This is a genomic window from Sphingomonas rhamnosi (assembly GCF_036663615.1).
Taxonomy (GTDB): domain Bacteria; phylum Pseudomonadota; class Alphaproteobacteria; order Sphingomonadales; family Sphingomonadaceae; genus Sphingomonas.
In genome coordinates this window covers 1-23994 of record NZ_JAXOJJ010000014.1, presented here as the reverse complement: position 1 = coordinate 23994, position 23994 = coordinate 1, and the positions used below count along the sequence as shown (strand labels likewise).

Genomic DNA, 23994 nt, shown 5'->3' with positions numbered 1-23994 from the left:
ATGCGCTGGCGTTGAACGATGCCGGCGTGCCCGTCGATATGCGTCTCTACGCGAAGGGCGGTCATGCTTTCGGAATGCGGCCAACCGCCGATCCGATCACAAGGGAATGGCCGGGACAGGTCAAGCAATGGCTGCACAACATTGGCGTGCTGTAACCTCGAAGCCGGTTTGAGCGGTATTCCACGGGATTCATTCCGTAATTGCCGCTTTCCAAATCACCATCGTTTTGACACGAAATCCCTAGCTTTTCTCGGCGGTAATCCAACAAATTTCAACATTAATCGCTTAGTTGGTTAGTAGCTTAGTGCTACGTGTGTTGCCATTGGCTATGCGACCAAGCGAACGACACTAATTCAGCATTTCCGATCGCAGGAGGCTCACCCTTGCGCCAGAAGCGGAGCATCTTGCCGCGATCGTCCAGCTCGGATTCCGTGACCACAGCCCGCACCGCCTGAATGAATTGCCCGTGGCTGAAAACATAAACCGGGCCGGGTGAGGGCAGGGCGGCAAGCCGCCCCAACGCCGCCTCGGCGCGGCGTAGCAGCGTGCCAAAACTCTCCGCACCCTCGCCATCGCAATAGGTCGGATCAGCTTCGCCCCAGTACCGTACAAGATGCGGTGCCCGATCTGCCGACAACGTGCCGTTCCAGCGAGAAGGCTGGAGATAGGTGAACTCTTCAATCGGCCACACCTCCACCGGCACGTCGGGGAAGCGCTCGATGGTCGGGGCGGCCGTTTGCTGGGTACGCAAGAAAGGCGAGGTTACGATCAGCGATGGTGTTTCGGTCCAGTCCGTCGCGACCTGACGGGCCTGGCCCCAACCCTTCTCCGTCAGCTCGATCGTCGCCAGATCATGGCACGGCATGCCGGCGTTGCCGGTGCTCTGGCCGTGACGAATGAATATGGCTCTCATGTCTTCCCTTCCCTAGCCGCAAGATCCCTCAACCCCTTGTAGAGAGTGGTTCGGCTAACCTCGTAGCGTTCGGCCACGGCCGTCACCGTCGCGTCCGGATCGGTAAGCAACAGCCGTGCTTCGCGGAGCTGCTTGGGAGTGAGGGCAGGGGGCCTGCCTCCCATACGACCACGCGCGCGTCCGGCGGTTAAGCCGGCACGGGTGCGCTCACTGATAAGATGGCGCTCGAAATCGGCGAGGCTGGCAAAGATATTGAACACCAGCTTGCCGGACGCCGTGGTGGTGTCGATCGCCTCGGTGATGCTCTCGAAGGCAACGCCGCGCGTCGCCAGCTCGTTCACGTTCGCGATCAGGTCTGGCAGCGATCGGCCGAGCCGGTCGAGCCGCCACACGACCAGCGTGTCCCCGGCGCGCAATGCCTTCAGGGCATTCAGCAGCTCGGGCCGGTCCGCCTGTTTGCCGGACGCGTGCTCCGAATAGATCGGATCGCACCCTTTCGCGTGCAGCACGTCGAGCTGGGGCGCAAGATCCTGGTCGACCGTGGATACCCGCGCATATCCGATCCGGCGTGTACCGGCCTGGCCGGGGAGGGGGGTGGTCGTTGCGTTCAACATTCAATCCGAGGCATACGTTTTCTAGACGTAGTTTCTCGCACGGGTTGTTGAACGTTTCAATGCCATAAATGGCGAGGTTCCTAGCCAGTGCCGACGGTGTGCATCAAACGGACGTTTTCTGTACATGCGGCTGGGCCGTAAGAAGGCGAGATTTCAGAAGGGCATTGGAATGGACGCAGATGCGAACAGTGGCACGACCGATCTCTGGGATATTATTGCGGAAGGGTTGGAGCGAGACGGAGATTTTGCCGCCCGCGAACACTTAGCCGCCGGCCGCCCAATCTATTACGTAGAGGACGACACGCCCGAAGGACTGCTGATCAAGAAATATCCTGACGGCCGGCGCGAGTTGGTCCGCCACGCGCGTGAAGGCGACGAGGTGGTGCGAGCGCTTTGAATGAATGCAAGCCGGCTCCGCCGAGGCGGTGAGAAAACGGCCGTTTTACGCACACCGTTCGCGGCGCTGCTCGGAGCCGATCAGGCAACGATATCCCGGCTGTCGCGGCGGTACGGTTGAACTCTTGGGTCTGGCGGAAGGCGGACCTTCCGCTTCAACGGCAAACGCTCGTTCGTCGCCGCCTTGCTACTCAGTCAGTGCCTAGCTAGCTTTCAATCATTGGGGGCGGGAGCGGATCGTGACAGGCAAGAAGACACTCGTTCATCCGGTCTTGTTCTCGAAGCATTTCAAGGTTGACCCCAAAAAGTTCGATGCTGCCAAGCTTCTTGACCCCGTGCTGAACAGCGATACCAAGCTGTTTATAGACCCGCTGCTTATCTACAAAAGTCAGAATGCAATCATCAAGCGTGATGGGCGTAAGCTGATCAAGCAGTCCTTCGACAACGTAATTGGTTTGGTCGATATATCTCAAGCGGAAGGCGATGTGGCGTGGAAGGGTGCCTTCAAGGCCCTTAATTTAGACGAACGACCAGAAACCGGCTTGGGCTTCGGCGGTGCCGGAACAAGCGGCAGTTCTCGGCCACCGCATCTGCGCCATGATATCCTACGCACTGCTAAGCAGATCATCACGTTGGGCGAGAAAAACCCCGACATGATACCCTTGATGGGCTTGTTCGAGAAAGGTGTTGGACCAGACACCCTTAGCGACATGACTACCAACTTCCTACTTCCTGTTCTTTGCGAGATTACGGAGGAGTTCTGCACAGCTAACAGCATCCCCACCCGCGTTTTTGGGGCCAAGTATGGAAACCGATTGCTTCCCGAAAACCCGTACAATACCGCTCTGCCTGTAGTCTTAGTCCCTCGCGATCTCCTGCGCGACCTGCCTTTAGCCGCTGATTGGTCCGACGTGTCTCGTGTCGTGATGGAGGTTCACGAGATACGTGACGCAGTAAACCAAATGTTTGGTAACTTTGCTCAAGCAAGCGTAACTGATAAGAAGAAGGCTGTCAGAGAGATAAGCCTTAAGTCAGTTCGCATCCTTCGCCTAATAATTAAAGCGGTCGCTGGCGCCTCCGAAAGCTATGACGAAAAGGCTGACCTCGACGGGTATTACCAGTTCCGTCGTATCCTATACCAAGACCCGCAGGTCTTTTCTGGTATGCTCAAGCCGCCTGCAACGATGGATGCTGCTGGTCTGCGGCAAACCGTTGTCGACATTATCGAGCAGTTTAGAAGGCTTGTTGAAGATAACAATATGTGGGAGTTGCTGTGGAACGGAACATCCCACCGGCATGAACGCGCCAGCCAACTTCTATTTTTCGCGGTTGCTACGGTCATGTGCGCTGTTAACAACGTAGACATATCTCCTGAGACAAACTCTGGTGGTGGTCCAGTCGACTTTAAATTCTCGACTGGCTTTCACGGACGACTAGTTGTGGAAATGAAGTTGTCTAAGGGTACTGTCGAGAGCGGCTATAAAAACCAGCTCGAGATCTATAAAAAAGCCGCCGCCACGTCTGCTGGCATATTTGTTGTTATGGATATTGGCGGCATGGGCTACAAGCTCCGCAAGATCGAGCGGTTACGTGATACTGCCCGAGCCGCAGGCGAACCTGCCTCAGATATCATCGTCATTGACGCTAAGCGGAAGGCATCAGCGAGCAAGCGCAAAGGCCCGTGATGGATTCGAGTCCCTGTTGAGGACTCACTGAATCAGCTCGTGATAGCTTGTTGCGCTTGCCCATACGGCATTGTTTGCAGCTTCCGTGTCGTTTGCGGGCAGCGCGGTGCCGATTGCGAAGGCAGTCTGGCCGTGGGCCTTAATCGCTGGGTGGGCGGTTGACGTAGTAGGCTTACTGTCGCTCACGGTCAGTTTCGCTACGGCGCGCAGGGCGATCGATGCAAGACGGGCAGCGCTCTATGCTGACGCTCCGCTGATTGCCGTCTGGTCGGGTCGCCTCAACGGGTTAGCCCTATGGTCATTTCCAGTTGCTCTTCTATGTTTGTTCTCATTCGTCACGGCAAATGTGATTCATACCAATGACCAACAAGCCAAGCCTACCACCAGCACCTTCCTCGGGGGGGGCAAGAGGGATAGTTCCACCATCGCGCGCGCCATTTTCGCCGGGCGGCGTGTCGCAGCCGCAAACAGGTGTCATTCCGACACCAAGGGCTCCAGTTGCCCCGCCGCCGCCTCGACCGCAAAAGAAGTAGCGCGGTAATCTGACATGATCACTTTGAGCGTCGGCGGACTCGTACTCGATCTTGTTGGGGTGATGATGCTGGGTGCGGATCTCGTGCGGGTCCAATGGAAGCTTCGCGAAGACGCCTCGGATCGCATATCGGCACTCACGGAAGTGATGAAGGCGGCCGGCGGCATGGATGCCTTCCTCAAGTCGATCTCGGGCGACTTCCGGGAATACTACCGGGATGAGGGGGCATATTTCCCCTCGCCCGGGACATTCGATCCTGATGCCGCCCGGCAAAGTCTTGATGAAATGAAGGACGGGATCAATGGCCTCGCCGACAATCTTGCAACGGTGGCGCGGATGATGGTCGCGACCGTCGAAAACGACGAAAAGACTGCCGGCATGTCCCTGACAGTTACCTATACAGGGCTCGGTCTGATCATAGCTGGCTTCACGGCACAAGCGGCCGGCTACTTCTGGTGACATCTGGTGACGACATAGGCTCGACGACGTTATGGAGAGGTCTCCAGCAATGACCATTGCGTGGAAAATTGAAGGTAGCGCACTTACTCTGATCGAGCCAGCAGGCGTGCGGCTTCCCTTGGCGGATGAAATATATGGCACGCTTGTGGAGCGCACGCCTGCCGCACCTGGAATCCCGACCGAAATTGAAGGGCTGCGCGCCTCTCGTTACCCGATAGTGCCTGTCCTTGTTATCGGGGAGGTGGAAGGTGATGGCCTTCCCAGCTACTTCCTGTCCGGAACCTGCAGAGGGAAAGAGGTTTCGCTACAAAAACACGATCTTGCCCGCAGCCATGTTGTTGCCGATGGGGTTTGGTACGCGATCGAACCGGATCAGAGTGCTGAGGTCGAAAGCCTTATGAAGTCTACCGGCATATCGCTTGGTAGCGCCCGATCGCTGAAATCCTTCCTTGCGATAAAGCGTGCGGCCGGTACCGGTGCTCCGGTCGAGGACAGGATGGCAGATCGCTCGGTATCGCCATTGGCTTTTGCTCCGGCGGCCGATGATACGCCCGCCGGCGTGAATGCCACGCTATATCCCTACCAGACCCTCGGATGGCGCTGGCTCAAGTTTCTGCTGTCGGAAGGAGTTGGCGGCCTCCTTGCGGACGAGATGGGCCTCGGCAAGACACTGCAGATAATCAGCGCGTTAAGCGATGCCGGGAACGGCCCGCTTAGCCCGGCCCTTATCGCCGCGCCTGGCTCGCTGCTGGAAAACTGGAAGCGTGAAATCGCCCGCTTTGCGCCGCACCTGAAGGTGCTAAAGCATCACGGACCTACCCGGACAGGACGCCCTGCCGACCTGCAGGATTTCGATGTTGTAATTACGTCCTATGATAGCGTGGTGCGCGACAATAGCCTGCTGAATATGATCGATTGGCGCGTGATCGTTCTCGATGAAGCGCAATATATCCGGAACCCTACGGCACAGCGGACAAAGGCCGTGAAAAGCCTGCGCCGGCAGGCAGGTCTCGCCGTGACGGGTACGCCGGTTGAAAACAAACTGCTCGATCTCTGGTCCATTATGGACTTTGTCTTGCCCGACCATCTCGGGGATGCAGCCTCATTCCAGAAGCATTTTCAGGATGACATCGATGGAGCCGCCCTGCTCGAACCGCTCGTCTCCCCCCTCATGCTACGCCGACGTATCGCGGACGTTGCAAAGGACCTACCGCCTCGCATCGACATACCGCAGATTGTTGAGCTGGAGGAGGAGGAAGCCGCGCACTACGATCGTATCCGCGATCGGATAGCGCAGGAATACGGCAAGGCCGCCACCTTGGTTGCATTAACTGCAATGCGCCGCTTTTGCGCTCATCCCTCGCTGGTAGATCGCGATCATGGGCAAAACGATCCAATGAACTTCTCGAAGTTTCGACGTCTTGATGAGATCATCGATGAAATATTTTCGCTGGGCCAGAAGGTTATTATCTTCACGTCGTTCACTGTAATGGCGGACATGATAGCCGGCCATATAGAGAAGCGCTTCAGCGCATTCGCCGGCATCATCGACGGTCGCCTGCCGATCGACGATCGCCAGCCCATGATCGACCGCTTCAGCGCGATCACGGGGGCCGCTGCTCTTGTGTTGAACCCGAAAGCAGGGGGGGCAGGCCTTAACATCACGGCCGCCAACCATGTGATCCATTACAACCCCGAATGGAATCCCGCTCTTGAGGACCAAGCCTCTGCCCGCGTCTACCGGCGCGGGCAGGATTTGCCCGTCACTATTCATCGCCTGCTGGTAGCCGACACCGTTGAGGACGTGATTGACGATAGGTTGACCCGCAAACGCGCCCTGTCCGGCACGGCCGTGATTGGGGTGAAGGGGGCAGATGACGATTATGGAGATATCGTAGCCGCCCTCGGCCGCACACCTCTTTCCCGGAAAGCTTAGTGAATATGGTCGATCGGAGCATTGCCAAGGTTTTGAGTAAAAATGACACTGGAGAAACTGGTGGTCATCAGGCTGGAATTCTTGTTCCAAAAGAGACTAATATTCTTTCGTTCTTTCCAAGTCTTGATGCATCTCAATACAACCCGCGTGCCCATCTGATGTTTATGGATGAAAGTGGAGCTTTTTGGGAATTTGCATTTATTTATTATAATAACGCACTCTTTGGCGGCACTCGCAACGAATACAGACTTACGCGCATGACAAAGTATATACGGCAGGCCAGCCTCGTCGTAGGTGATGAGGTGATCCTGTCGCATGATGGGCAACGCTATAACGTCACGCATAAGCGCAAGCGCCAAACCGAAATAAGCGCCGCTGGCGTCTTAAAGCTCGGCTCAGGATGGCGTGTGGTAGAGATCTGAAGGGGGATATTATGACTGTTGAACGGCTGAACCTGCCACCAAATCCGGAACGCATGATTGAAGGTCTGCGCGACACGGGTTATGAATTCAATACTGCCGTCGCAGATATCGTCGATAACTCGATCGCGGCGAACGCCACCAAGGTGCAGCTTTGGCTCGCCGCCGACATGAAAAAACAGATCAGGTTGCTGATTGTTGATAACGGCGACGGCATGAACCGGCAGGGGCTGATCAATGCCATGCAATATGGCTCTGCCGCCCGGCCAAGCGCTGCGAGTCTTGGAAAATATGGCCTCGGCCTAAAAACTGCCTCAACGGCTTTCTGCCGGCGGCTTTCGGTGATCTCGCGGCCAAGCGGTAACACGCCGCCTCTCATGGCAACCTGGGACCTCCTTCATGTTGCTAACGCAAAATCTTGGGAACTGCTGCTAGCTACAGACTGCGACGAGGAGGCGGTGGAACAGCTCGATACGATCGCAGCGGGACATTCCGGCACCGTTGTACTCTGGGAGCAGGTGGACCGGCTCATCAAAGACTATGAAGACAAGTCCGCCGGGTGGGCGAAAAAAGCGATGGAATCCAAGGAAGCCGGCCTCCGCCGGCATCTCGGTATGATCTATCAACGCTTTCTCGATCCCAATGACGACCGCGTCAGGCACGTTGAGATCGAGCTGAACGGAAAACCGGTTGAACCTTGGGATCCCTTTCAGCGCGACTATTCAGAACTTGTTGCACAACAGACTGTTACGTCGGAGCTGCAGGACGGCACACAGGCTGACTTCACGGTACGCGCTTACATCCTGCCCCGCGATGAGGAGTTTCCCTCCAAGGAAGCCGCAGCCTCTGCCCGGGTCGGAAACGACACTCAGGGCATATATATATATCGCGAAAACCGCCTGATTCATGATGCCGACTGGCTTGGCATCTACCGGAAAGAACCTCACTACAATCTGATCCGTGTCGAGTTTTCCTTCGACAATAAGCTCGATGATGCGTTTCATCTCGATATTAAAAAATCTCAGATTATCCTCAACGAGGATTTGGCAAACTGGTTGGAGGAACAGTTCTTGCCTGCGCCGCGCCGTGAGGCAAATAGGCGTCGGCGTGAGGGTGAGCAAAAAAGAATTGCCAAGAAGGGCGTGGGCGCACACGACACCTCGAACACCAACATTCGGAATCACGAGGCCGAAGCCGGCGGCGCAGAGGTTAATGTCACCAATCCGAATACCGGCGAGGTGATCGTCAAAAACGCGCACGGAAAATTCAAACTCAAACTGACAATCGCGAATGCACAGCGACCAGGTGAGGTTTTTGTTCAACCGGTTGATAGTATCACCAACGGCCTTCTTTTCCAACCGGTCATGATTGAGCAGCATCGCGCAGTTCAGATCAACACAAGCCACCCCTACTACAGCAAAGTATATGTTCCAAATCTCGCGCGTAGTGTAACCCTGCAGGGTCTTGATTCACTTATGTGGGCGCTTTGCGTTGCAGAACTGACAACTGTTCGTGATAATACAAATGAGCTATTTAAGGACTTGCGGTATGAGGTTTCTCGTATCCTTGAGAAAATGGTCGAAGCGCTCCCCGATCCGGAAGTAGAGAAGGATGTCGCTTGATCCGCACGTACTAGCCGGCCGCATATCAGCGGAAGCCGGTCTGGAATTTGCCGGCGGCGAGGGACGGGACGGGGAAGGGCGCCGCTGGCTTGAGCTGCATCCATCCGGTCATCACCGGGGACAAACCTTTAGCATCCGGACAACGGTTGGGTGGCGACGCCTCGATGTGCGTTTCCTTCCCGGAAACTTCGCCGGCGATCTGCTAGCCGCAATGGGTGCTGCCGATGAGACCGGCCAAGCGTCGTTTCGAGCAATTTTGGATCTTTGCCGGGCTGACGGTGCTGATCTCGATTTTGCCGTGAACGGTGCTGCAGCATCGCCGAATGACGATGCAATATGGAGCAATCCCTGGCGCAGCATGTCCCTATCGGTACGCCGGGGCATGCTTGCAATCAACGAAGGTGACGAAACAGCCGACTCAAAGCTGGTAGAGCTGTGGGCCGGCCGGGTGGCGGTTGCGATTCTAGCCCTACTGCCTGTGGAAGTAGAAGATGAGGACTCAAGGAATGATGAGGGCCTGCCTGAAGGCGCCCGTACTCGGATCGAAGTCAACCGCTATGAGCGCGATCGGCGAAATCGCGCCGCTGCGCTCTCCATTCACGGATATGGGTGTAAGGCCTGCGGCCTGCTTCTTGATGACCGATACGGACCCGCAGCCACGGGCCTGATTGAGGTTCATCATGTGACGCCGGTCTCCGAACTTGGCGCCGGCTATATCATCAACCCGCGAGATGATCTGGTGCCGCTTTGCCCTAACTGCCACACCGTCGCGCATCGCCGGTCGCCGCCTTATACTGTGGAGGAGCTGCGTGAAATGATGATCGCCGGGTAGCCGTCAGGGCAAAGTGAGGAGGCGCACGTCTCCGATAAAGCTCTCCAAAGTTTGTAGGTGAGGCTGCACCGCCTGCGGAAATGAATCGATCAGCTTCTCCGGTATGACAAGCTGGACCCCCGCCTCGGTCATTTCCTTGAACTGCGATACCGATACACCCTCCTGCAATGTCAGGAGGTGCTTGTTCGGGATCCGCTCGGCCTCGTTCAGTATCTGTCGCCAACGGTCCTTGCAGGTCGTTTTCACGGCCAGCATCCGCAACCGGTCGGCGGGAAAGGCACCATTTTTGTAGGCTGCCTCTGACGGAAACAAGAAATCGGGCCGCCGGCCCGGATCGGACTCCGGGCCGTGGGTGAAGTGAGTATTCTCAACCAGTTTCTCTTCGATGAATATCTCGCGCGTATGAAGCTCCAAGGACCGCCCTGAGCGGGACTTGCGCCGCTGCAGCACCGTCTGCGCCCGCGCGATGAAGTCATCAACGGCGGTAAAGCCCGCGGTGATCGCCGGCAGCTCAATGGCCTGCTCCACGCTGCGGAATATCTCAAATTCACATTCCCGGCGCTTCAGCAACCGCTTGTCGGGAGTCAGCGCTGCTAGGGGTCGAAGCTCGACCGCCTTCCGTACTATGTCAGCGGCTGCGGGAAATTTGGTCAACCATGCTGGCGGCATCTGCGCTGGCTGCAGCCAGCAGCTCGTGGTGGTGGGGACGGGCAAGGGCAACGTGCCTTGCGGCTGCACAGGCGACCACAGCAGATATTTTCCGGGTTCCACAGGACCAATACGATCCTCGACAATCTCTTCCTCGGTTTCGTGCCGGCAAACCCAGACATGACAGTCGATCGCGGCGCCGCCTACGTCGGTGCGGAAGGCAAAGACCGTAAGGGCGCCGGTACTTTCGGGATCGAGAAGCGCAGAAGTGCCGCCACCAAAGTTTGTCAACCGCGCCTCATTCCGGCCGCCGGCAGGGTTCTCATGAAATTTATTATTGTAATAGACCGCCCGGACGTTCCGGTGATCGGAATGAGAGTCGATGTAGAGATCGAACCATATCTCCGGATTCTTAATCGTGGTCGTGGCGATTGATGGAAAAACCTGAAACAAGAATTCCCGAGGAACATACGGTCCGGCCTGATGCGAGCCGTTGGCAAGCGTATCGTTGCCGGAAAGACGCTTCACATACCAAATGATTTCCGGTGCCGTAAATTCGTCCAACCAGTCTGAAAGATCAGCAATTGCCATCGGTTCCCCTAATCTCGCCGCTACTACTGTCTGACCGGAGCCATGTAGCGCTGCGTTTGATTGTTTCTTCTACCCCTATTCGTCCGGTGCCTTTCAAAGAGCACTCCCAGATTTTCAACACGCGCCATCCTGCATGATCGAGCGCGATTTCTACCTCGTCGTCGCGTTCCCGGTTACGACCGATCTTCTGACGCCAAAAGTCTGGCCGGGTACCAGGCCAGCGAAACAGTCGACAGTCATGACCATGCCAGAAACAGCCATGAACAAAGATCGCGGCGTGCCAGCGCGGCAGTACCATGTCAGGTTTCCCGGGCAGGCGACGATCGTGAAGAACGAACCGAAATCCGAGTGCATGAAGGCCTTTACGCACGACCAGTTCGGGTTTTGTGTCCTTACCCCTGATGCCCGCCATCATTCGACTGCGCGTCGCGGTATCGACTATATCACCCGGCAAGAGCCAGTTTCCGCTGAAGCCGCTCCGGCTCGATTTCAGAGCAATCAATAAGCCAAGGCAACATATGCTCGGCAACGGCCTTCACCACCGGCACCACAACAGCGTTACCGAACTGGCGATAGGCTTGCATGTCAGACACAGGAATAATGAAATCGTGCCCCCCGGGCTCGTCAAAACCCATAAGTCGCGCACACTCCCGCGGCGTCAGACGGCGAGGACTCTTACCTTTTTGCTCGATAAGGATTTCTGATCCATCTTTATAATAGCGCGCGGACAAAGTGCGAGCGACGTCGCTACGACCAACGAGTCCAAAACCGAAACCGTTGCCTGCAGCCTTGTGCTTCGCGGCATACCCCTGAAGATATTGCCATAAATGGTCAGTCAGCGTGTACTTATCCGATACTGACGCAATATTACCGCGTGTGTATGGTGATTCCAACTCTTCGGATCCGTCTTCAGGATGAAGAATTGTACCAAGCCGTGGTCCATTTAGTGGGTCAGGCAGCACGAGGTCATCAAAGGTAAAATCGTTTTTCTCGCGAAATCCTACAATAAATATGCGTTCACGTTGCTGAGGTACGAATGATTTAGAGTTTATAACCTTCCAATGAACCTGATATCCCAGCTCCTCCGTCAGGGTTTTATGTATAACCCTGAACGTCTGGCCTTTGTCATGATTAACTAAGTTTTTTACATTCTCGAGCAAAAATGCACGTGGACGATGATGTTGGATAATTTTCGCTACGTTAAAGAACAGCGTTCCCTGTGTTTCATCAAGAAACCCATGAGGCCGGTTCAAAGCGTTCTTTTTTGATACGCCAGCGATCGAAAAAGGCTGGCATGGGAAACCAGCCAATAAAAGGTCGTGTGCCGGAATGCTCTCCAGTGGTACCTTAGTTATATCACCAGCGACCTCATGATCACACTCATAGTTGGCCAGATACGTTTTTTGTGAATACTTGTCCCATTCACTAGTAAATACACACTTGCCCCATTTATCAAACCCCCGCCGTAGGCCGCCGATGCCAGCGAACAAGTCAATAAACGTAAAACTGTCACTTTTCTCTAAAGCTGAAGCTTCCGAGGGAGCACAAATGCGACTGCGACGTAGTATATCGTCCAACATGCGTACGGCGGCACGCCGGGGCGGCGTTATGCCTCGTTCCCAACGGTAGACTGTGCTGCGCGAAAAGCCTGCGGCATCAGCAAACTCGTCGATGCTGATGCCCGCACTGGCACGCAAACGGGAGAACTCAGAATCAGATCGCACGGGCACCTCTGGGACAATTTGTGCCACTTTGGCATTATGAGTCCCAGCAAACAAGAACAAAGCCGGCACTTCGGCGCGTTTCTGCTCAATCGTTGTTAATCGCCCGGTTTACCGCGCTTTCGGCTCTCGGTCTGTGCGTCGTCACGAGAAGCTACCACGCCAAGCCTGACAAGGCGGGAGGTTATCCCGCCCTCGTTGCGATCGAACGCCTTCATCAGGTCCTCGATCGTAGCTCTCTCCTCATTCCACAGTCGCATCAGCCGGGCATCCTTATCGTCGGTCCAGCGCTCGCCTGTCGCCAGCCCGCGTTCCTTCTGGCTGACCGGCCTGAGGGGCGACTGCTTCCTAGCCCCCTTCTTCACGAGAAGGCGTACCGCGTCCGCGACGGCTGCCCACTCCACGTTGGAAAGCTCGACCACCTCCCCGTCCGGCAATACGAGGTGGGAGCGACCATGCCCGGCCGACAGCTCGAAGCGGCGATCGGCGACGGACCATGCCATGGTGTGCCCGGTCGGCCGCGTCGGTTCCTCAACCTCCGCGTCTTCCGGCTCGCGAACCAAGGGCGATGCGGGCGGTTCAGGTGCGGGTGCCGGCTCCGGTGTGGGTGCAGGTGCCTGGGCTTCGGTTGGAACCGCCGGTGATGCCCTGCCTGCCAGTTCGGCCAGCCAGCGATCCTCAACCGCCGGCAGCGAAGCGCCCGTAATCAGCCGTGCAATGTTTCCAGCCAGCGCTTCCGGGGAGTCGGCGAGCAACCCCAGACGGCTGAAGGCCCCCGCCTTCAGGACACGAAAGGTAAGATTACCCGAACCGCTGAAGGTGGTGTGGCCGGCGGACGTGCCCCGGCCTCCGGCCATCATGCCGGCAGTGACCCCGGTGTTCATGTCGATGCCAATCAGTGCCGCACGCGCACGCAACCGCATGTCGTTGAGCAGGTACATCGACCCCGCTTCCTTCGACCATATCGGCTTCACGACAATGGCGTGCAGGCAGCGGACACCGGCTTCCCCAAGCCGCATGATTACGTTCAGCTCCCCGGAATTGAGGCCGAACGATACGGGCGGCCCCTGCATCGGGTATTTGTGCTTGATCTCTAGCAGCCAGATATCCTCGCCGTGCACCAAGATGCGATCAAGGTTCCAGACCGCCCGGAACCACGGCTGCACGCCGCAGTTCATGAACAGGCGCGGCAGGATCACCTTGCGGCCCAGCGCCGGCCCGTGCTGGCTGGACAGGAACCCCCAGAAGCTCTGTTGCTGGCGGTTGGCATCGCGCACCGCCTGCGACACCTCGACGGCCTGCGGCTTCCTGCCGGACAGCTCGCCCATCAGCCCGGCCAGGGGCCTGCTGCCGGGAACAAGCCGGCCCGCCTTCCACTCCCGTGCCGAGAAGGTGGTCAGCGGATCATCGGTTTCGACCAGCCACACCCGGAACCGCTTCTCCAGCGCCGTCAGATAGCGGCCCAGCCCGGGCTGGTGGCCGCGTGACCAGACAAATGCCAGCCATTGCTGCCCCCTGCCCGGATCAACGATCGCAGTATCGGCATCGAGCAGAACCGCCCCCTCGAGATGGGCGGGCACGTCATCGAAAATCTGATCGAATACGCTTTCGACCACGAGGCCTTCGGCAAGCTGGTGCTTGTCCTGCGCGAGAATCGTGCGGCACACCTCATGGTCGGCAAGGTCAAGCGAGGCCAGCTCGCCCCATGGGGTCTGCATCGTATCGTTCTCCTCGTGGTTACGGCTCGCGAACTGGCGCCATGACATACAGATTGCCGCTGGCGCGCGTCCGGTAAACCACCAGCTCGGCGGCATCGTTGCCGCTGGCAATCTGTAGCCACACTGGCCCCAGTCCAGGATGGACAGCCTGATAGTCGGGCGCTGCCTCCAGCAAGGCCTGCATGTCGTCAGGCATTGGCCTCGGCTGCATGTCAGCCACCGGATAATGACTGGTCATGAACGGGAGCACATCATGCCCGCTGCGAAGCCGGGCCATAACGCTCGTCAATTCCTCTCTATCGCCCGCGTCCACGTCCACGTCCCTTTCCCCGGCCGTTATCGTCCCGCGCTCCTGACCGACTGCCAGCCTTACGCCCGGTTGCCGGTTGAACAATCACGCCATCCTCTCACATGCCCCTGCCATAGATATTCCCGACGCGGATCAGATACTGCTGCCGCTCTGATCCGTGCCGACCGGGTGCAATTCCATGTCAGCCAGCCTCAGCATGGTCACGTCAGCCTCGTGACGACGCATCCAGGCCCGCGCCTCTGCCATCGCGGGACTGCCCCGGGGCAGTATCTGATGGAGGGCAGCCGGCTTATCTTCAGTCTGCCGGCGACGAAGCATCGCCACGGCCTCTCCGATCCCGACGACCTGCCGCGCCCACAGGCCCAGCACCTCCAGCCCGAACCATGACGGATATATTCCACTAAGCGCGTTGTTCGCGATGGCTGTCCGGCCAGCCTGAACCCGTTGCGGGCTGGCCCCGTCTGGAGGCACCCATTCGGGCGGCGACGGCTCCGGGGTTGCAGGAGCGATGGCAGACCAGTCGATATCGGCGATCATGGCCTCAAGGTCTGGCCAGCGTGCGAGGGAGAGGGCCGGGCTTTGCAGCTCCTCATTGGACAGCAGACAATCGAGCATCATTGAACGGCGGAGCAACGCGGCCGGCACCCATACCCCTTCGCCCACGGGGGTCATCCAGCCATGCACGTCCTCCAGCCAGTCAAATCGGTGCGGAACCCAGGGATCGTCGGGATCGTGGACCGGGCGATCGACCCGCGCCGCTGCGCGCAACGCCCGGTCAAACGCTTCCAGCACCTCATCCTGACTATACGCCATGGTACATGCTCCGACAGGTCAGCTCCGATCCTTGCGGGAACGGGATTACCCGATCTCCTCGACACCCACGACGCAGTCGATCGTGGACCCGCCGTTGTCCATCGCCTTCTTGGTGAGCGCCCCATCGCGGGCCGCTGCCTCGTCGGCGTGATGCCCCTCATAGACGCTCTCAACCCTGTTATCATTGGGATAGAGGCTGCTCACGGTCACTTTCCAAAGCCTGTCCGTCATCATTCCGTTTCCTTTGCTGGTTCGGTCTGTCTATCGGCCACGCCCGCGATCCTTGCCCTGCTCGCGCTCCTGACGCTCTTTCTCCCGGCTTGCCCTGATCTTCTCGCGGGCCTCGGCGACGCGCTTCTCCTGCTCGGTCTGGGGCGGCTTGCCGGCGGCATCTGTCTTGCCGGCCATCCGGTCGCTGATCGTCCGCCCGTCCAGCGTCGGAGCCTGGGAAGGCTCGGCCAGCGTGCGGTCCTGCTGGGCCGCCAGTCGGCCGTCGCGTTCAGCAATGGCACGGGTTTCCGCCTGCCGCTGTTCGTTTGCGCTGGTTGTACCGTCGATCGCTGCCATGCCCGTCTCCCTTGCTGCCTGAACCTCTGCCGCCAGCGCCGGCCTGGCGCGCGTGGCGAGGCGTTCTGCCAGCCGCTCGCCGGGCGACTGGTTACCCTCCCACGGAAACGCACGCCGCATGTAACCGGCAAGCCGGTCGATCTGCTCGCCCAGCCGCTCGATCCGCTTGCCGATCGCCGCGCGGGTCTGCTCCCATGCCTTGCTCGCTGCCTCATAGGCTCCACGCTTCACTGATGCGAACAAGCCGGTGGGAACCTCGGGACGCTGCAAACGATGCGCCTCCTGCCGGCGCTCATGACCGGCGAGAAGCCGGCGGGCATAGTCGTCCACCTTCTCGGCCTTGGCGACGACACCGGCAAACTGCCGATCGTTCTCGGTCCGCCACTCACGCAACACCAGCTCGGGCGCACGCGCCGCTGGTGTTGCCGGCGCGGCCGGAGCGCCAGGCGTGTCGAGCATCCGGATGCTACTGCCCCGCGATGCCGCACGCGCCGCATCAAGCAACCCGCCGCGCCGTTCCGGTTCGGCCTGGCGCTCGCCCTCGATCCGGGCGCGAGCCTCCGCAAGATCGATCACTTCGGCATTCGCCCGTACCGGCTCACGCGCCTTTTCGCCGCGCACCGTCTCGACGCCCTTGCGCTCCATCTGAATGATGTTGGGGCCGAAATGCTTGCCGGGCATCCGCGCCTCGTTCTCTGCGATGAATGCCGTATCGCCGCGCGCGCGCGCCGCCTCCAACTGCCCGGCCTTGTGCATGTGACCGGCGCGCCAGCGGGCCGCCTGCTCGGGAAGGCCCGCCCGTTCAAGCGCGTCACCGCACATGGCCGCGAAGTTCTCGCGCCAATGCTCCACCTCGCCCGATCGCTGGTTGTCCAGCTCGCGCACCTTCGCGCCAAAACCGTCCGGTTCAATCCGCCGCGTCGAACACAGCACATGCGCGTGATGATTGCGATTTCCCTGCCCTTTGGCCGCGTCCGCATCGGGGGAATGGATCGAGGCATCGACCACCATCCCGTGGCGTTCAACCAAGGCCGTCGCGAACTGCGCGACCAGCTCCTGCCGCGCCTTGCTATCGAGGTCAGCGGGTAACGCGATCTCGAACTCGCGCGCTACCGTGCTGTTCTTGCGGACCTCCGCCGCTTCCACGGCGTTCCACAATGCCGGTCGATCGCGCACCCATGCCGGGGCATCGTTCGGTGCAAAGATCGCGCACTGCGGACGCTCGACCCCGCCTCGCCGTGAGTAGTCGAATACCTGCCCGGTCTTCTCATCCACGATGCGCGCACCCGACCGATACGCGCACGCCGCTGTTGCGCTGCGCCCTTGCGAACGCCCGATCGTCTTCACGCTCATGTGATATGGAGCGAGCGGCAATGGTTCTTCTGCCTCCTGCCTTCTTAACGCGAGGTCCAGCACATGATGCTGGCCGGGGGTGTGGGGTGGTGGTCCACCCCGCTGTCGCATCAGCGACATGGGTGCAGGGTATGACCCTGCCGCACGCAAACCGCAAGGTTTGCATAAGTGCGCCATTCACTTCGTTCTGGTGTATTCTGGTGGCTCGCTTGGGGCTGTGTCCCCTTTCCTTCTTCTGCCTTCTGTTCTAGCTTCTGCCTGTCCAAGGAGAACCGCGCATGGCTGATCCCAAACCCAGCAAGATTGACCGGCTCAAGGAACGCCAGAAGCAACTGGCCGCCCAGATCGCCGCTGCTGAATCCCGCGAACGCAACGCCGAACGGACCTTGGATACGCGGCGTAAAATTCTCATTGGCGGCGCGGTGCTGGAAAGCCTGCGCCGTGGGGAATATTCGCAGGATCAGCTTTCGGGTTTGCTCGACAAGGCCCTCAAGCACGATCGCGACCGCGCCCTGTTCGACTTCCTGCCCAACGCTAAACCGGATACGCAATCGTGAGGCCGCTGCGATCCCTGCTCATTGCGGGAGGGATCGCACTCTCTCCCGTTTCCCCTGCCCTTGCCGACGTACCGCGTTGTGACCCGGTACTCGAAGGCGCGAAGTTTCTGGAGGGCAAGGACAAGGACTATACCGCACGGCACGCGGAGCATGTCCGCGCCGTCTGCACCGCGCATGACACCAGCGCCGATCGCTGGTCCGCACTGATTTCCGATCTGCACCTAGACGCCACCCGCATGATCGCCGCCGCCAATGCGAAAAACTGGAACGGTGTCGCCGATGGCCTCGACCATGCCGCCCCGCTGCTCGAACAACTGACCGCGCAGGCCAGGGCCGATACCGCCAAGCCCCATCCCGCATCCGAACCCGTCGATTTCCGTCTCAAGGGTTTCGTGGAACTGGCAACTGATGGCTATCGCCAGCGGCTGGTGTCCGCCGGCCTCGCCCCGCCCGCATCGTTGCGCGCCGGCCTGTCCGACCTGTCGCGCGCGCTGCGCTCGAACGGCACCGGCCCGCTTGCCGGGACCGCCTACGTGCTGGTCATGGACCTGTCGGGCAACGCCGACGATCTCGCCGCCATCCTTGCCGATGAGGCAGCGCGCAACGAACGCCACAAACAGGAAGGTTTGAACACCGCCCTGAACGACGTGAAGATGGAGCGCGAGAATCCGACGACCATGACCGGCTACTGGTCCGGCATGGGGCAGCGGCTCGGGCGCTGGACCGCGTTGTTCGAATGGATGCTGATCGCCGCGTTCGTCGGCTCGATCTTCGCGTACCGGTCGAAGCGCCCGCGCATTGCATGGAAACTCGTCGCCCTCGTCCCGCCGATCTTCCTGCCGCTGTTCGCGCTGCACGTCTTCCTGCCCATTTTCCCATGGTGGGCGATGGACCTCGCCGCGATCCTCGCACTGGCGGCGCTGTGGGGCTACACCGAACGCTATCCGCTGCTCTACACCGGCAAGGCCCCCTTTGGTTCGTCCGGAGGGGCACAGGGCGCGCCTGACGCCCCTGCGGGACCGGTCGGGCCTCCCCCCGGCCCCGACACCCACGGCAGCGCCTATTGGGGTTCCGTGGCCCAGATGCGGGCGCTGGGGCACCTGCCCGCCGCCAATGCCTCCACCCCTGCCGGCTTCGCACTCGGCCGCGCAATCGGGCCGGTGCCAGGCGACAACCGCTTTCGCCAGTCGGGCCATGTCATCACCTTCGCCCCGACCGGCTCGGGCAAGGGCACTGGCCTCGTGATTCCTACCCTTCTCGAATATCCCGGCTCGGCGCTGGTGCTGGACGTGAAGGGCGAGAACTACGCCGTCACTGCCCGCGCGCGGCGGGCGATGGGACAGGCCGTGTTCCTGCTCGACCCCTACGGGGTGACGGGCGATCCCGCCCACGGCTTGAACTGGCTCGATCGCATCGACCTCGAAAGCGAGGATTGTCTGGCACAGGCGATGACGATCGCCGACGCCTGCGTGATCCCGTCCGACAAGGGCGGCGACGATCATTGGGACGACACCGCCCGCGACCTGATCCGGGGCGTGGTGCTGCACGTCGCCGGCTTCGCTTCCGATCGACGTAACATGGGTGAGGTGCGCCGGCTGCTTGCGGGCAGTGCGGAAGAGCTGGACGACACGCTGGCGGCGATGATGGCGAGCGATGCCGCGTTCGGCATTGTCGCGCGCGCCGCCAATACCTTCTCCGGCATGGCCGATCGCGAGCGCGGTTCGGTGCTGTCGTCGGCGCGGCGACACACCGCCTTCCTCGATGATCCCCGCATCGCCCGCGCGCTGGCCCGCTCGGATTTCTCGCTGCGCGATCTCAAACACAAAGCGATGACGGTCTACATCGTCCTGCCGGCCGACAAGCTGCGCGGCGGCAATGCCCGGTTCGTGCGTGGCCTGGTCAACGACGCTCTTGCCGGCGTGATGGCGGATACCATCACCCCTCTCCACAAGGTCGTGTTCCTGCTCGATGAGTTCGCCCAGCTCGGCCGCATGACCGCAATCGAGGACGCGATCAGTCTGGTGCGTGGGTTCGGCGTCGCGCTCTGGCTGTTCCTGCAGGACATGGACCAGCTCAAGATCTATCCCAAGCGCGGCAGCTTCATCGCCAACGCCACCAGCCAGTTTTTCAACACGCGAGATCTGGAAACCGCGAAATACGTCTCTGACAGCCTCGGCAAGGCGACGATCGAGTTCGAGACGGCCAATGCGGGAAAGAGCGGTGGCAGCAACGTCGGCGGTGGCGGCGGATCGTTCAACCGGGGCAAATCGTCCGGTGTCAGCCAGCAATTCGCCGGCCGCGAGCTGCTGACGCCCGATGAGGTCATGCGCGAGCGGCGCGCGATCGTGTTCGTAGCGGGCGAGCCGGCATGGCTGCTTGACCGGATCGATTATCGCACCGACGCCGAATATCGCGGGGCGTTCGATCCCAATCCCTACCATGCCGGCCCGCGATCATGATCTGGCTGGTGGTCGCGATCGTTGGCGGTTTGCTTCTCGGCAAGCTCATGGGGTTCATGGCCGTTGAGTTCGTGATGCGCCCCGTCATGCTCATCGCCCGTGGAGCTGCCGCATTGCTCGGGACGATAGTGGGATGGGGGCGTCGCCTCCCCTGACAACGGAGGTAGACTTTTGCCTTGCTTGTCCGCTCAGGAGACGGTGCAGGCACACACCGCCATATCCGCTTAGCTTTCGTCGGAAGCTTGCGGCCGTAAGGCCGCTTTTGTGACGGCGTTAGCCGGCACGCATCAACAAACATATTGCCCATCGGGCAATTCCGCATTTGCTTTACCGTTGGTGTGATGGAGCTGCGAACCGTTAAAAGGTTCTGTTAAATATGGACTGTTAAGAAGGTTAAGCTCGCAAAAAAGCGAAATATCTAGCCTATTATCAACGACATATAGAAAGCCCCGGTGGGTGATACCCCGTGATTCGGTGGGTGATACCCCGATAGCGTGGTGGGTGATACCCCGAGGCAATAGTGGGTGAAACCCCGAGTCCGCTGATCCTCGAAAGCGGTTGCCAATGCCAGTTATCCACAGTCCGGCAGTCGCCCGAGCCTTTATCGCGATGCATGCATGTTATCGACCAACGTCGTCCGGTGGGTGATACCCCGATAGTTGCGCGCTGGGTGGGTGATACCCCGATAGTCAGCGGCGGCCGGCTAGGTGGTCCATGCGGGCGTCTACTTCCTCAGTACGCCGGCGATCGGCATCAAAGCGGGCACTCCGCTCCTCTTCTGCTCGCATCCGCTCGGCAAGCGCAAGCGCCTCGACCTCACCACGCCGTCTAAACTGTACGGCCGGACTTTTGTCGGCCGTCTCCGTCATCTCCATCGCATAATCTGGAAGCTGGTCAGCCTCGATCACGCGCCGGAGCATCCGGTTGAACTCCTTTGGCTGAGCATCGCTGCCGGTCTTATCGCGCAATACCTCGACCCGGCACAGCCACCCACCCTGTTGCGAGCCGACATGCTTGCGCGCGATCCGATACAGAGCCCGCTCCAGCCCACCGGACAGAAGGAAATAGTCGGGGTGCATGGTCAGCAGAGACTTCTCGTTCACGATGCCCTCATAAACCCAATCCGAGAGGGTCAGCGTCATGCCCCGGGGCTGCTCGGTGTCGGCGTCGGTGTCGAACGTCCAGCTATCCAGCCAGTTAAAGCCAGCCTTTTGCCGTCGCTTTGTCGCGCGAATTGAAGTCGTGATGGACGTAGTTTGGAGTCGCAGCAACGCCGCTTGCAGCTCCTGATAATCCCTGCCCCCAGTGCCGCGCTTGATCGCCCGCAACAGGTCGTAGGGTGTCGTCGTCAATGTGCGCGGCAAGTCGTTCAAGCCCTGCTGCTTCATTCGATTCAAGGTCGATGCCGCCCATATCAGGATATCGGCATCCCATATCGTTGCCATCCCGTAGTCGGGAATCGCCTGCACGCGCACCCATGCTTCGCCGTCTGGGCTTTTATATTCGATCGGCTTCAAGCGCTTGCGCTTTTGGAGAGAGAAGAATGGCCGCTCCATGATCTCCCGCTGGTCACGGAGCGAAAGGTCGCCCAGCGCCGGGATGAACAGGTCGAACTCGGGGTTGGGATCGCGCCGTTTGCTCATCGGCCAAACCTGGTGTGGCCCCGCTTGACCAGATACTGACGGAGCAGGCGTTCGGTAATGACGGTAAGCGGTTCCCCACCCTCTTCGACGCTGAGCTGACGCAACGCTCGGTGCATATCTTCGGGAATATGGATCAGCACCGGCTTCTTGCCGGGATGACTGCTGCGCCGTGCCGGCATCGTGGGTTCGGCGGCTGTACGACGCGCACGACGCGGTGTGTCGATCTGTGCTGGCTCAGGAGCCGTGTCTGCGACAGGGGCTCCTACAGGAGTCGCATCTGTGGGCTCGTCATCGAAAATGCCGGCAAGTGCCGAAGGCTTGCGAGCCATTATGCCACCTCGCTTATTTACTTAGTCGTATAACCGCTTAGTCGCTTAGCCTCTTCGTAAGCTGACCGCAACTCACCCGCTGCCTTGCTATCAGGTTCCGTCTCCGACGCTGTTTTCCCAAGAGGCGTAGCCTTGTAGAAGTCCTTACGGAAATGAAGGCGGCTATCGAACATCGTCACGCCCTTGGCTGAGAAGCCAGCATGGGCCTCCTGCCCCTCCCCGCCCTGATGCGGAACTTGGGTCAAGATGACGGCAAACGGTGTGCCCGCTTGCTGTACCTGCTTGATTGTCTGCAAAACCGAATGAACGTCCAGCCCGCGAGGGGCCACGGGAATAACGACGAAGTCCGCCTGCTCGGCCGCGAGCATCGCAATGTCTTTGGAGTTCGCAGGCGTGTCGATGATGATAAGATCAATCTTGCCGCTGCCCCGCCCTCGCGAGATATGGAGAGGCAGGCCAGCGACGCTGCTGTCCTTCACCATTACATCATCGGAATCGCGACGCTCTGACCAGTAGAGAGCTGATCCCTGTCGATCGTCAGCATCAAGGATGACGACGGACGCGCCTTCACGTGCCGCCTCGACGGCGAAGCCGGTTGAAAGGGTCGTCTTAGACTGCCCCCCTTTTTGCGCGATCACTGCCCAGACCTGCATACCTGCTCCTGCTAACCCACTAAGCGATTTATATAGCTTAGTAGGTTAGCACACAAGCCTCCCGCTTAGCTGCTTATTCGCTTAGTGATAAAACGGCTACCGCAGGGCATGCTTGTTCACTGCTTTTTACCAGTCGATGCGTTAACCGAAGCAGGAAGGTGTTGGCTTGCGGAGAAGGCTGCAACCGGTAATCTCCATCCTTGCAACTAGCCGCTTTTGAAGCGTGGGTTGCACCCTCAAACAGGAGATACCGTTTGTCGCGGTTCCGGTTCGTTGTCCCCCCCCTTCTCGCAATCGGTCTCGCTGGATCAGCCTGTGGTCAGGCAAGCAAGAGTGCCACCTCGCCCGCAAAGATCGAGGTTCCGAAGGTGGAACGGGAGGGCGTATGGCAGCCAACCGCTGGCGGTACGCAGGTGCCGCTCTGGCCTGCGAACGTTGCTCTCGCGAAGCCGGACACCGGCGATCATCCCGAGGCGACCGGCAATGGTTCCCCACTTGTCGGTGGGTCAAAATGGCATTGGGCGAGCTATGTCACCAGGCCGACCATGACTATCTACAAGCCTAAGGGGCGGAACACCGGCACCACGATGCTGGTGCTGCCGGGCGGCGGTTTCTACGCGGTTGCGACCGACTTAGAGGGCACCGAAATCTGCGATTGGGTCGTCGAGCAGGGCATGACATGCGTAATGCTGAAGTACCGGACGCCGCAGGTATGGCCGAAGGAGAATGGAAAGCAGCAGCGACCGAAGGCGCTGCTCGGCTTGGACGACGCTCAGCGCGCGATGGGATTGCTTCGGGAAGGGGCCTCTACCTATGATATCGATCCGCACAGGATCGGCGTGATCGGCTTTTCGGCTGGCGCGTATCTCGTAGCGAATATGAGCAACACGGAAGAGCGCGCTTACCCGCTCGCCGATGCCGCCGACCGACAATCCCCCCGGCCGAACTTCGCGATCGTAGCTTACACAGCGCGCATGCTGGACAACAGCAAGGGCAAGAACAACCTTGAACTAAAACCTTGGGTGAAGATCAGCCCTGAGGCACCGCCGACGCTCATTATCCACGCCATGAACGATCCCGTCGACAATATCAGGGAGGCGATGGCCTATGCGCTGGCGTTGAACGATGCCGGCGTGCCCGTCGATATGCGTCTCTACGCGAAGGGCGGTCATGCTTTCGGAATGCGGCCAACCGCCGATCCGATCACAAGGGAATGGCCGGGAC

At 59.6% G+C, this 23994-nt stretch carries 24 protein-coding genes; 11 read left to right on the top strand and 13 right to left on the bottom strand.

All coding sequences use genetic code 11. From position 1 onward, the window contains the following. Positions 1 to 307: 307 nt before the first annotated feature. Both U1701_RS17920 and U1701_RS17915 read right to left on the bottom strand, forming a co-directional pair. Positions 308 to 913: a histidine phosphatase family protein gene (locus tag U1701_RS17920; RefSeq protein WP_332783939.1), complete on the bottom strand. Its 606-nt coding sequence runs from the start codon at positions 911 to 913 to the stop codon at positions 308 to 310. After that, positions 910 to 1527 carry a recombinase family protein gene (locus U1701_RS17915; RefSeq protein ID WP_332783938.1) on the bottom strand — a complete coding sequence of 206 codons (618 nt, stop codon included), beginning with the start codon at positions 1525 to 1527 and terminating at the stop codon, positions 910 to 912. Before U1701_RS17915 ends, U1701_RS17920 begins: the two co-directional genes overlap by 4 nt. Positions 1528 to 1696: 169 nt before the next feature. Between U1701_RS17915 and U1701_RS17910 the strand changes: the two genes are divergently transcribed. The 7 genes from U1701_RS17910 (at position 1697) to U1701_RS17880 (ending at position 9408) form a co-directional block, all read left to right on the top strand. Then, positions 1697 to 1924: a hypothetical protein gene (locus U1701_RS17910; RefSeq protein ID WP_156350277.1), complete on the top strand. Its 228-nt coding sequence runs from the start codon at positions 1697 to 1699 to the stop codon at positions 1922 to 1924. Positions 1925 to 2162: 238 nt separating this feature from the next. Further along, a complete protein-coding gene (locus tag U1701_RS17905) occupies positions 2163 to 3608 on the top strand; it encodes a DUF8370 family protein (RefSeq protein WP_332783937.1) in 1446 nt (481 codons plus the stop codon). A 547-nt stretch (positions 3609 to 4155) separates the two neighbouring features. Next, positions 4156 to 4599, top strand: a complete 444-nt coding sequence (locus U1701_RS17900) for a hypothetical protein (RefSeq protein WP_332783936.1) — start codon at positions 4156 to 4158, stop codon at positions 4597 to 4599. A 49-nt stretch (positions 4600 to 4648) separates the two neighbouring features. Beyond that, positions 4649 to 6535 (top strand): DEAD/DEAH box helicase, encoded by a 1887-nt coding sequence (locus U1701_RS17895; RefSeq protein ID WP_332783935.1) that lies wholly within the window; start codon positions 4649 to 4651, stop codon positions 6533 to 6535. A 5-nt stretch (positions 6536 to 6540) separates the two neighbouring features. Beyond that, positions 6541 to 6957: an EcoRII N-terminal effector-binding domain-containing protein gene (locus U1701_RS17890; protein ID WP_332783941.1), complete on the top strand. Its 417-nt coding sequence runs from the start codon at positions 6541 to 6543 to the stop codon at positions 6955 to 6957. Positions 6958 to 6968: 11 nt separating this feature from the next. Beyond that, on the top strand, positions 6969 to 8576 hold the full coding sequence (locus U1701_RS17885; protein WP_332783934.1) for an ATP-binding protein: 1608 nt from the start codon (positions 6969 to 6971) through the stop codon (positions 8574 to 8576). Then, positions 8566 to 9408 (top strand): HNH endonuclease, encoded by an 843-nt coding sequence (locus U1701_RS17880; RefSeq protein ID WP_332783933.1) that lies wholly within the window; start codon positions 8566 to 8568, stop codon positions 9406 to 9408. The genes U1701_RS17885 and U1701_RS17880 overlap by 11 nt, the downstream gene beginning before the upstream one ends. Positions 9409 to 9411: 3 nt before the next feature. Here U1701_RS17880 and U1701_RS17875 read toward each other — a convergent pair whose 3' ends face one another. The 8 genes from U1701_RS17875 to mobQ form a co-directional block, all read right to left on the bottom strand. Continuing rightward, positions 9412 to 10647, bottom strand: coding sequence for a type II restriction endonuclease (locus U1701_RS17875; protein ID WP_332783932.1), 1236 nt, complete (start codon positions 10645 to 10647; stop codon positions 9412 to 9414). Next, entirely contained in the window at positions 10634 to 11059 is a 426-nt protein-coding gene (locus tag U1701_RS17870) for a very short patch repair endonuclease (protein WP_332783940.1), read from the bottom strand. Before U1701_RS17870 ends, U1701_RS17875 begins: the two co-directional genes overlap by 14 nt. Positions 11060 to 11090: 31 nt before the next feature. Beyond that, a complete protein-coding gene (dcm, locus tag U1701_RS17865) occupies positions 11091 to 12398 on the bottom strand; it encodes a DNA (cytosine-5-)-methyltransferase (RefSeq protein ID WP_332783931.1) in 1308 nt (435 codons plus the stop codon). A 68-nt stretch (positions 12399 to 12466) separates the two neighbouring features. Beyond that, positions 12467 to 14086, bottom strand: a complete 1620-nt coding sequence (locus U1701_RS17860) for a hypothetical protein (RefSeq protein WP_332783930.1) — start codon at positions 14084 to 14086, stop codon at positions 12467 to 12469. A gap of 19 nt (positions 14087 to 14105) precedes the next feature. Further along, positions 14106 to 14399: a hypothetical protein gene (locus tag U1701_RS17855; protein WP_332783929.1), complete on the bottom strand. Its 294-nt coding sequence runs from the start codon at positions 14397 to 14399 to the stop codon at positions 14106 to 14108. Between the two features lie 129 nt (positions 14400 to 14528). Beyond that, positions 14529 to 15209, bottom strand: a complete 681-nt coding sequence (locus tag U1701_RS17850) for a hypothetical protein (protein ID WP_332783928.1) — start codon at positions 15207 to 15209, stop codon at positions 14529 to 14531. A 45-nt stretch (positions 15210 to 15254) separates the two neighbouring features. After that, complete coding sequence (locus U1701_RS17845) at positions 15255 to 15440, bottom strand: hypothetical protein (protein WP_332783927.1); 186 nt, start codon at positions 15438 to 15440, stop codon at positions 15255 to 15257. A 30-nt stretch (positions 15441 to 15470) separates the two neighbouring features. Then, on the bottom strand, positions 15471 to 17129 hold the full coding sequence (mobQ, locus tag U1701_RS17840) for a MobQ family relaxase (protein WP_332783926.1): 1659 nt from the start codon (positions 17127 to 17129) through the stop codon (positions 15471 to 15473). Between the two features lie 278 nt (positions 17130 to 17407). On the opposite strand from mobQ, the gene U1701_RS17835 reads away from it, so the two are divergent. The 3 genes from U1701_RS17835 to U1701_RS17825 are packed head-to-tail and all read left to right on the top strand — an operon-like array spanning position 17408 to position 20300. Continuing rightward, entirely contained in the window at positions 17408 to 17686 is a 279-nt protein-coding gene (locus tag U1701_RS17835) for a hypothetical protein (protein ID WP_332783925.1), read from the top strand. Next, positions 17683 to 20145, top strand: coding sequence for a type IV secretory system conjugative DNA transfer family protein (locus U1701_RS17830; protein ID WP_332783924.1), 2463 nt, complete (start codon positions 17683 to 17685; stop codon positions 20143 to 20145). The genes U1701_RS17835 and U1701_RS17830 overlap by 4 nt, the downstream gene beginning before the upstream one ends. After that, entirely contained in the window at positions 20142 to 20300 is a 159-nt protein-coding gene (locus U1701_RS17825) for a hypothetical protein (RefSeq protein ID WP_332783923.1), read from the top strand. The genes U1701_RS17830 and U1701_RS17825 overlap by 4 nt, the downstream gene beginning before the upstream one ends. A 534-nt stretch (positions 20301 to 20834) precedes the next feature. Here U1701_RS17825 and U1701_RS17820 read toward each other — a convergent pair. From U1701_RS17820 to U1701_RS17810, 3 genes are read right to left on the bottom strand one after another with little or no spacing between them, the layout of a single operon-like run. Then, entirely contained in the window at positions 20835 to 21788 is a 954-nt protein-coding gene (locus U1701_RS17820) for a replication initiator protein A (protein WP_332783922.1), read from the bottom strand. Continuing rightward, on the bottom strand, positions 21785 to 22117 hold the full coding sequence (locus U1701_RS17815) for a hypothetical protein (RefSeq protein WP_332783921.1): 333 nt from the start codon (positions 22115 to 22117) through the stop codon (positions 21785 to 21787). The genes U1701_RS17820 and U1701_RS17815 overlap by 4 nt, the downstream gene beginning before the upstream one ends. Before the next feature lie 17 nt (positions 22118 to 22134). Next, the gene (locus U1701_RS17810; RefSeq protein WP_332783920.1) at positions 22135 to 22770 is read right to left on the bottom strand and encodes a nucleotide-binding protein; all 636 of its coding nucleotides are present in this window, start codon (positions 22768 to 22770) and stop codon (positions 22135 to 22137) included. Between the two features lie 545 nt (positions 22771 to 23315). Between U1701_RS17810 and U1701_RS17805 the strand changes: the two genes are divergently transcribed. Further along, on the top strand, positions 23316 to 23994 hold a 679-nt coding region (locus tag U1701_RS17805), incomplete at its 3' end, for an alpha/beta hydrolase (RefSeq protein WP_332783919.1).

Bases quoted from the DNA above. Each gene is read 5' to 3' on its own strand.
- U1701_RS17920 (WP_332783939.1), bottom strand. From the start codon at position 913: ATGAGAGCCATATTCATTCGTCACGGCCAGAGCACCGGCAACGCCGGC.
- U1701_RS17915 (WP_332783938.1), bottom strand. From the start codon at position 1,527: ATGTTGAACGCAACGACCACCCCCCTCCCCGGCCAGGCCGGTACACGC.
- U1701_RS17910 (WP_156350277.1), top strand. From the start codon at position 1,697: ATGGACGCAGATGCGAACAGTGGCACGACCGATCTCTGGGATATTATT.
- U1701_RS17900 (WP_332783936.1), top strand. From the start codon at position 4,156: ATGATCACTTTGAGCGTCGGCGGACTCGTACTCGATCTTGTTGGGGTG.
- U1701_RS17895 (WP_332783935.1), top strand. From the start codon at position 4,649: ATGACCATTGCGTGGAAAATTGAAGGTAGCGCACTTACTCTGATCGAG.
- U1701_RS17890 (WP_332783941.1), top strand. From the start codon at position 6,541: ATGGTCGATCGGAGCATTGCCAAGGTTTTGAGTAAAAATGACACTGGA.
- U1701_RS17885 (WP_332783934.1), top strand. From the start codon at position 6,969: ATGACTGTTGAACGGCTGAACCTGCCACCAAATCCGGAACGCATGATT.
- U1701_RS17880 (WP_332783933.1), top strand. From the start codon at position 8,566: ATGTCGCTTGATCCGCACGTACTAGCCGGCCGCATATCAGCGGAAGCC.
- U1701_RS17875 (WP_332783932.1), bottom strand. From the start codon at position 10,647: ATGGCAATTGCTGATCTTTCAGACTGGTTGGACGAATTTACGGCACCG.
- U1701_RS17870 (WP_332783940.1), bottom strand. From the start codon at position 11,059: ATGGCGGGCATCAGGGGTAAGGACACAAAACCCGAACTGGTCGTGCGT.
- U1701_RS17860 (WP_332783930.1), bottom strand. From the start codon at position 14,086: ATGCAGACCCCATGGGGCGAGCTGGCCTCGCTTGACCTTGCCGACCAT.
- U1701_RS17850 (WP_332783928.1), bottom strand. From the start codon at position 15,209: ATGGCGTATAGTCAGGATGAGGTGCTGGAAGCGTTTGACCGGGCGTTG.
- U1701_RS17845 (WP_332783927.1), bottom strand. From the start codon at position 15,440: ATGACGGACAGGCTTTGGAAAGTGACCGTGAGCAGCCTCTATCCCAAT.
- mobQ (WP_332783926.1), bottom strand. From the start codon at position 17,129: ATGAGCGTGAAGACGATCGGGCGTTCGCAAGGGCGCAGCGCAACAGCG.
- U1701_RS17835 (WP_332783925.1), top strand. From the start codon at position 17,408: ATGGCTGATCCCAAACCCAGCAAGATTGACCGGCTCAAGGAACGCCAG.
- U1701_RS17825 (WP_332783923.1), top strand. From the start codon at position 20,142: ATGATCTGGCTGGTGGTCGCGATCGTTGGCGGTTTGCTTCTCGGCAAG.
- U1701_RS17820 (WP_332783922.1), bottom strand. From the start codon at position 21,788: ATGAGCAAACGGCGCGATCCCAACCCCGAGTTCGACCTGTTCATCCCG.
- U1701_RS17815 (WP_332783921.1), bottom strand. From the start codon at position 22,117: ATGGCTCGCAAGCCTTCGGCACTTGCCGGCATTTTCGATGACGAGCCC.
- U1701_RS17810 (WP_332783920.1), bottom strand. From the start codon at position 22,770: ATGCAGGTCTGGGCAGTGATCGCGCAAAAAGGGGGGCAGTCTAAGACG.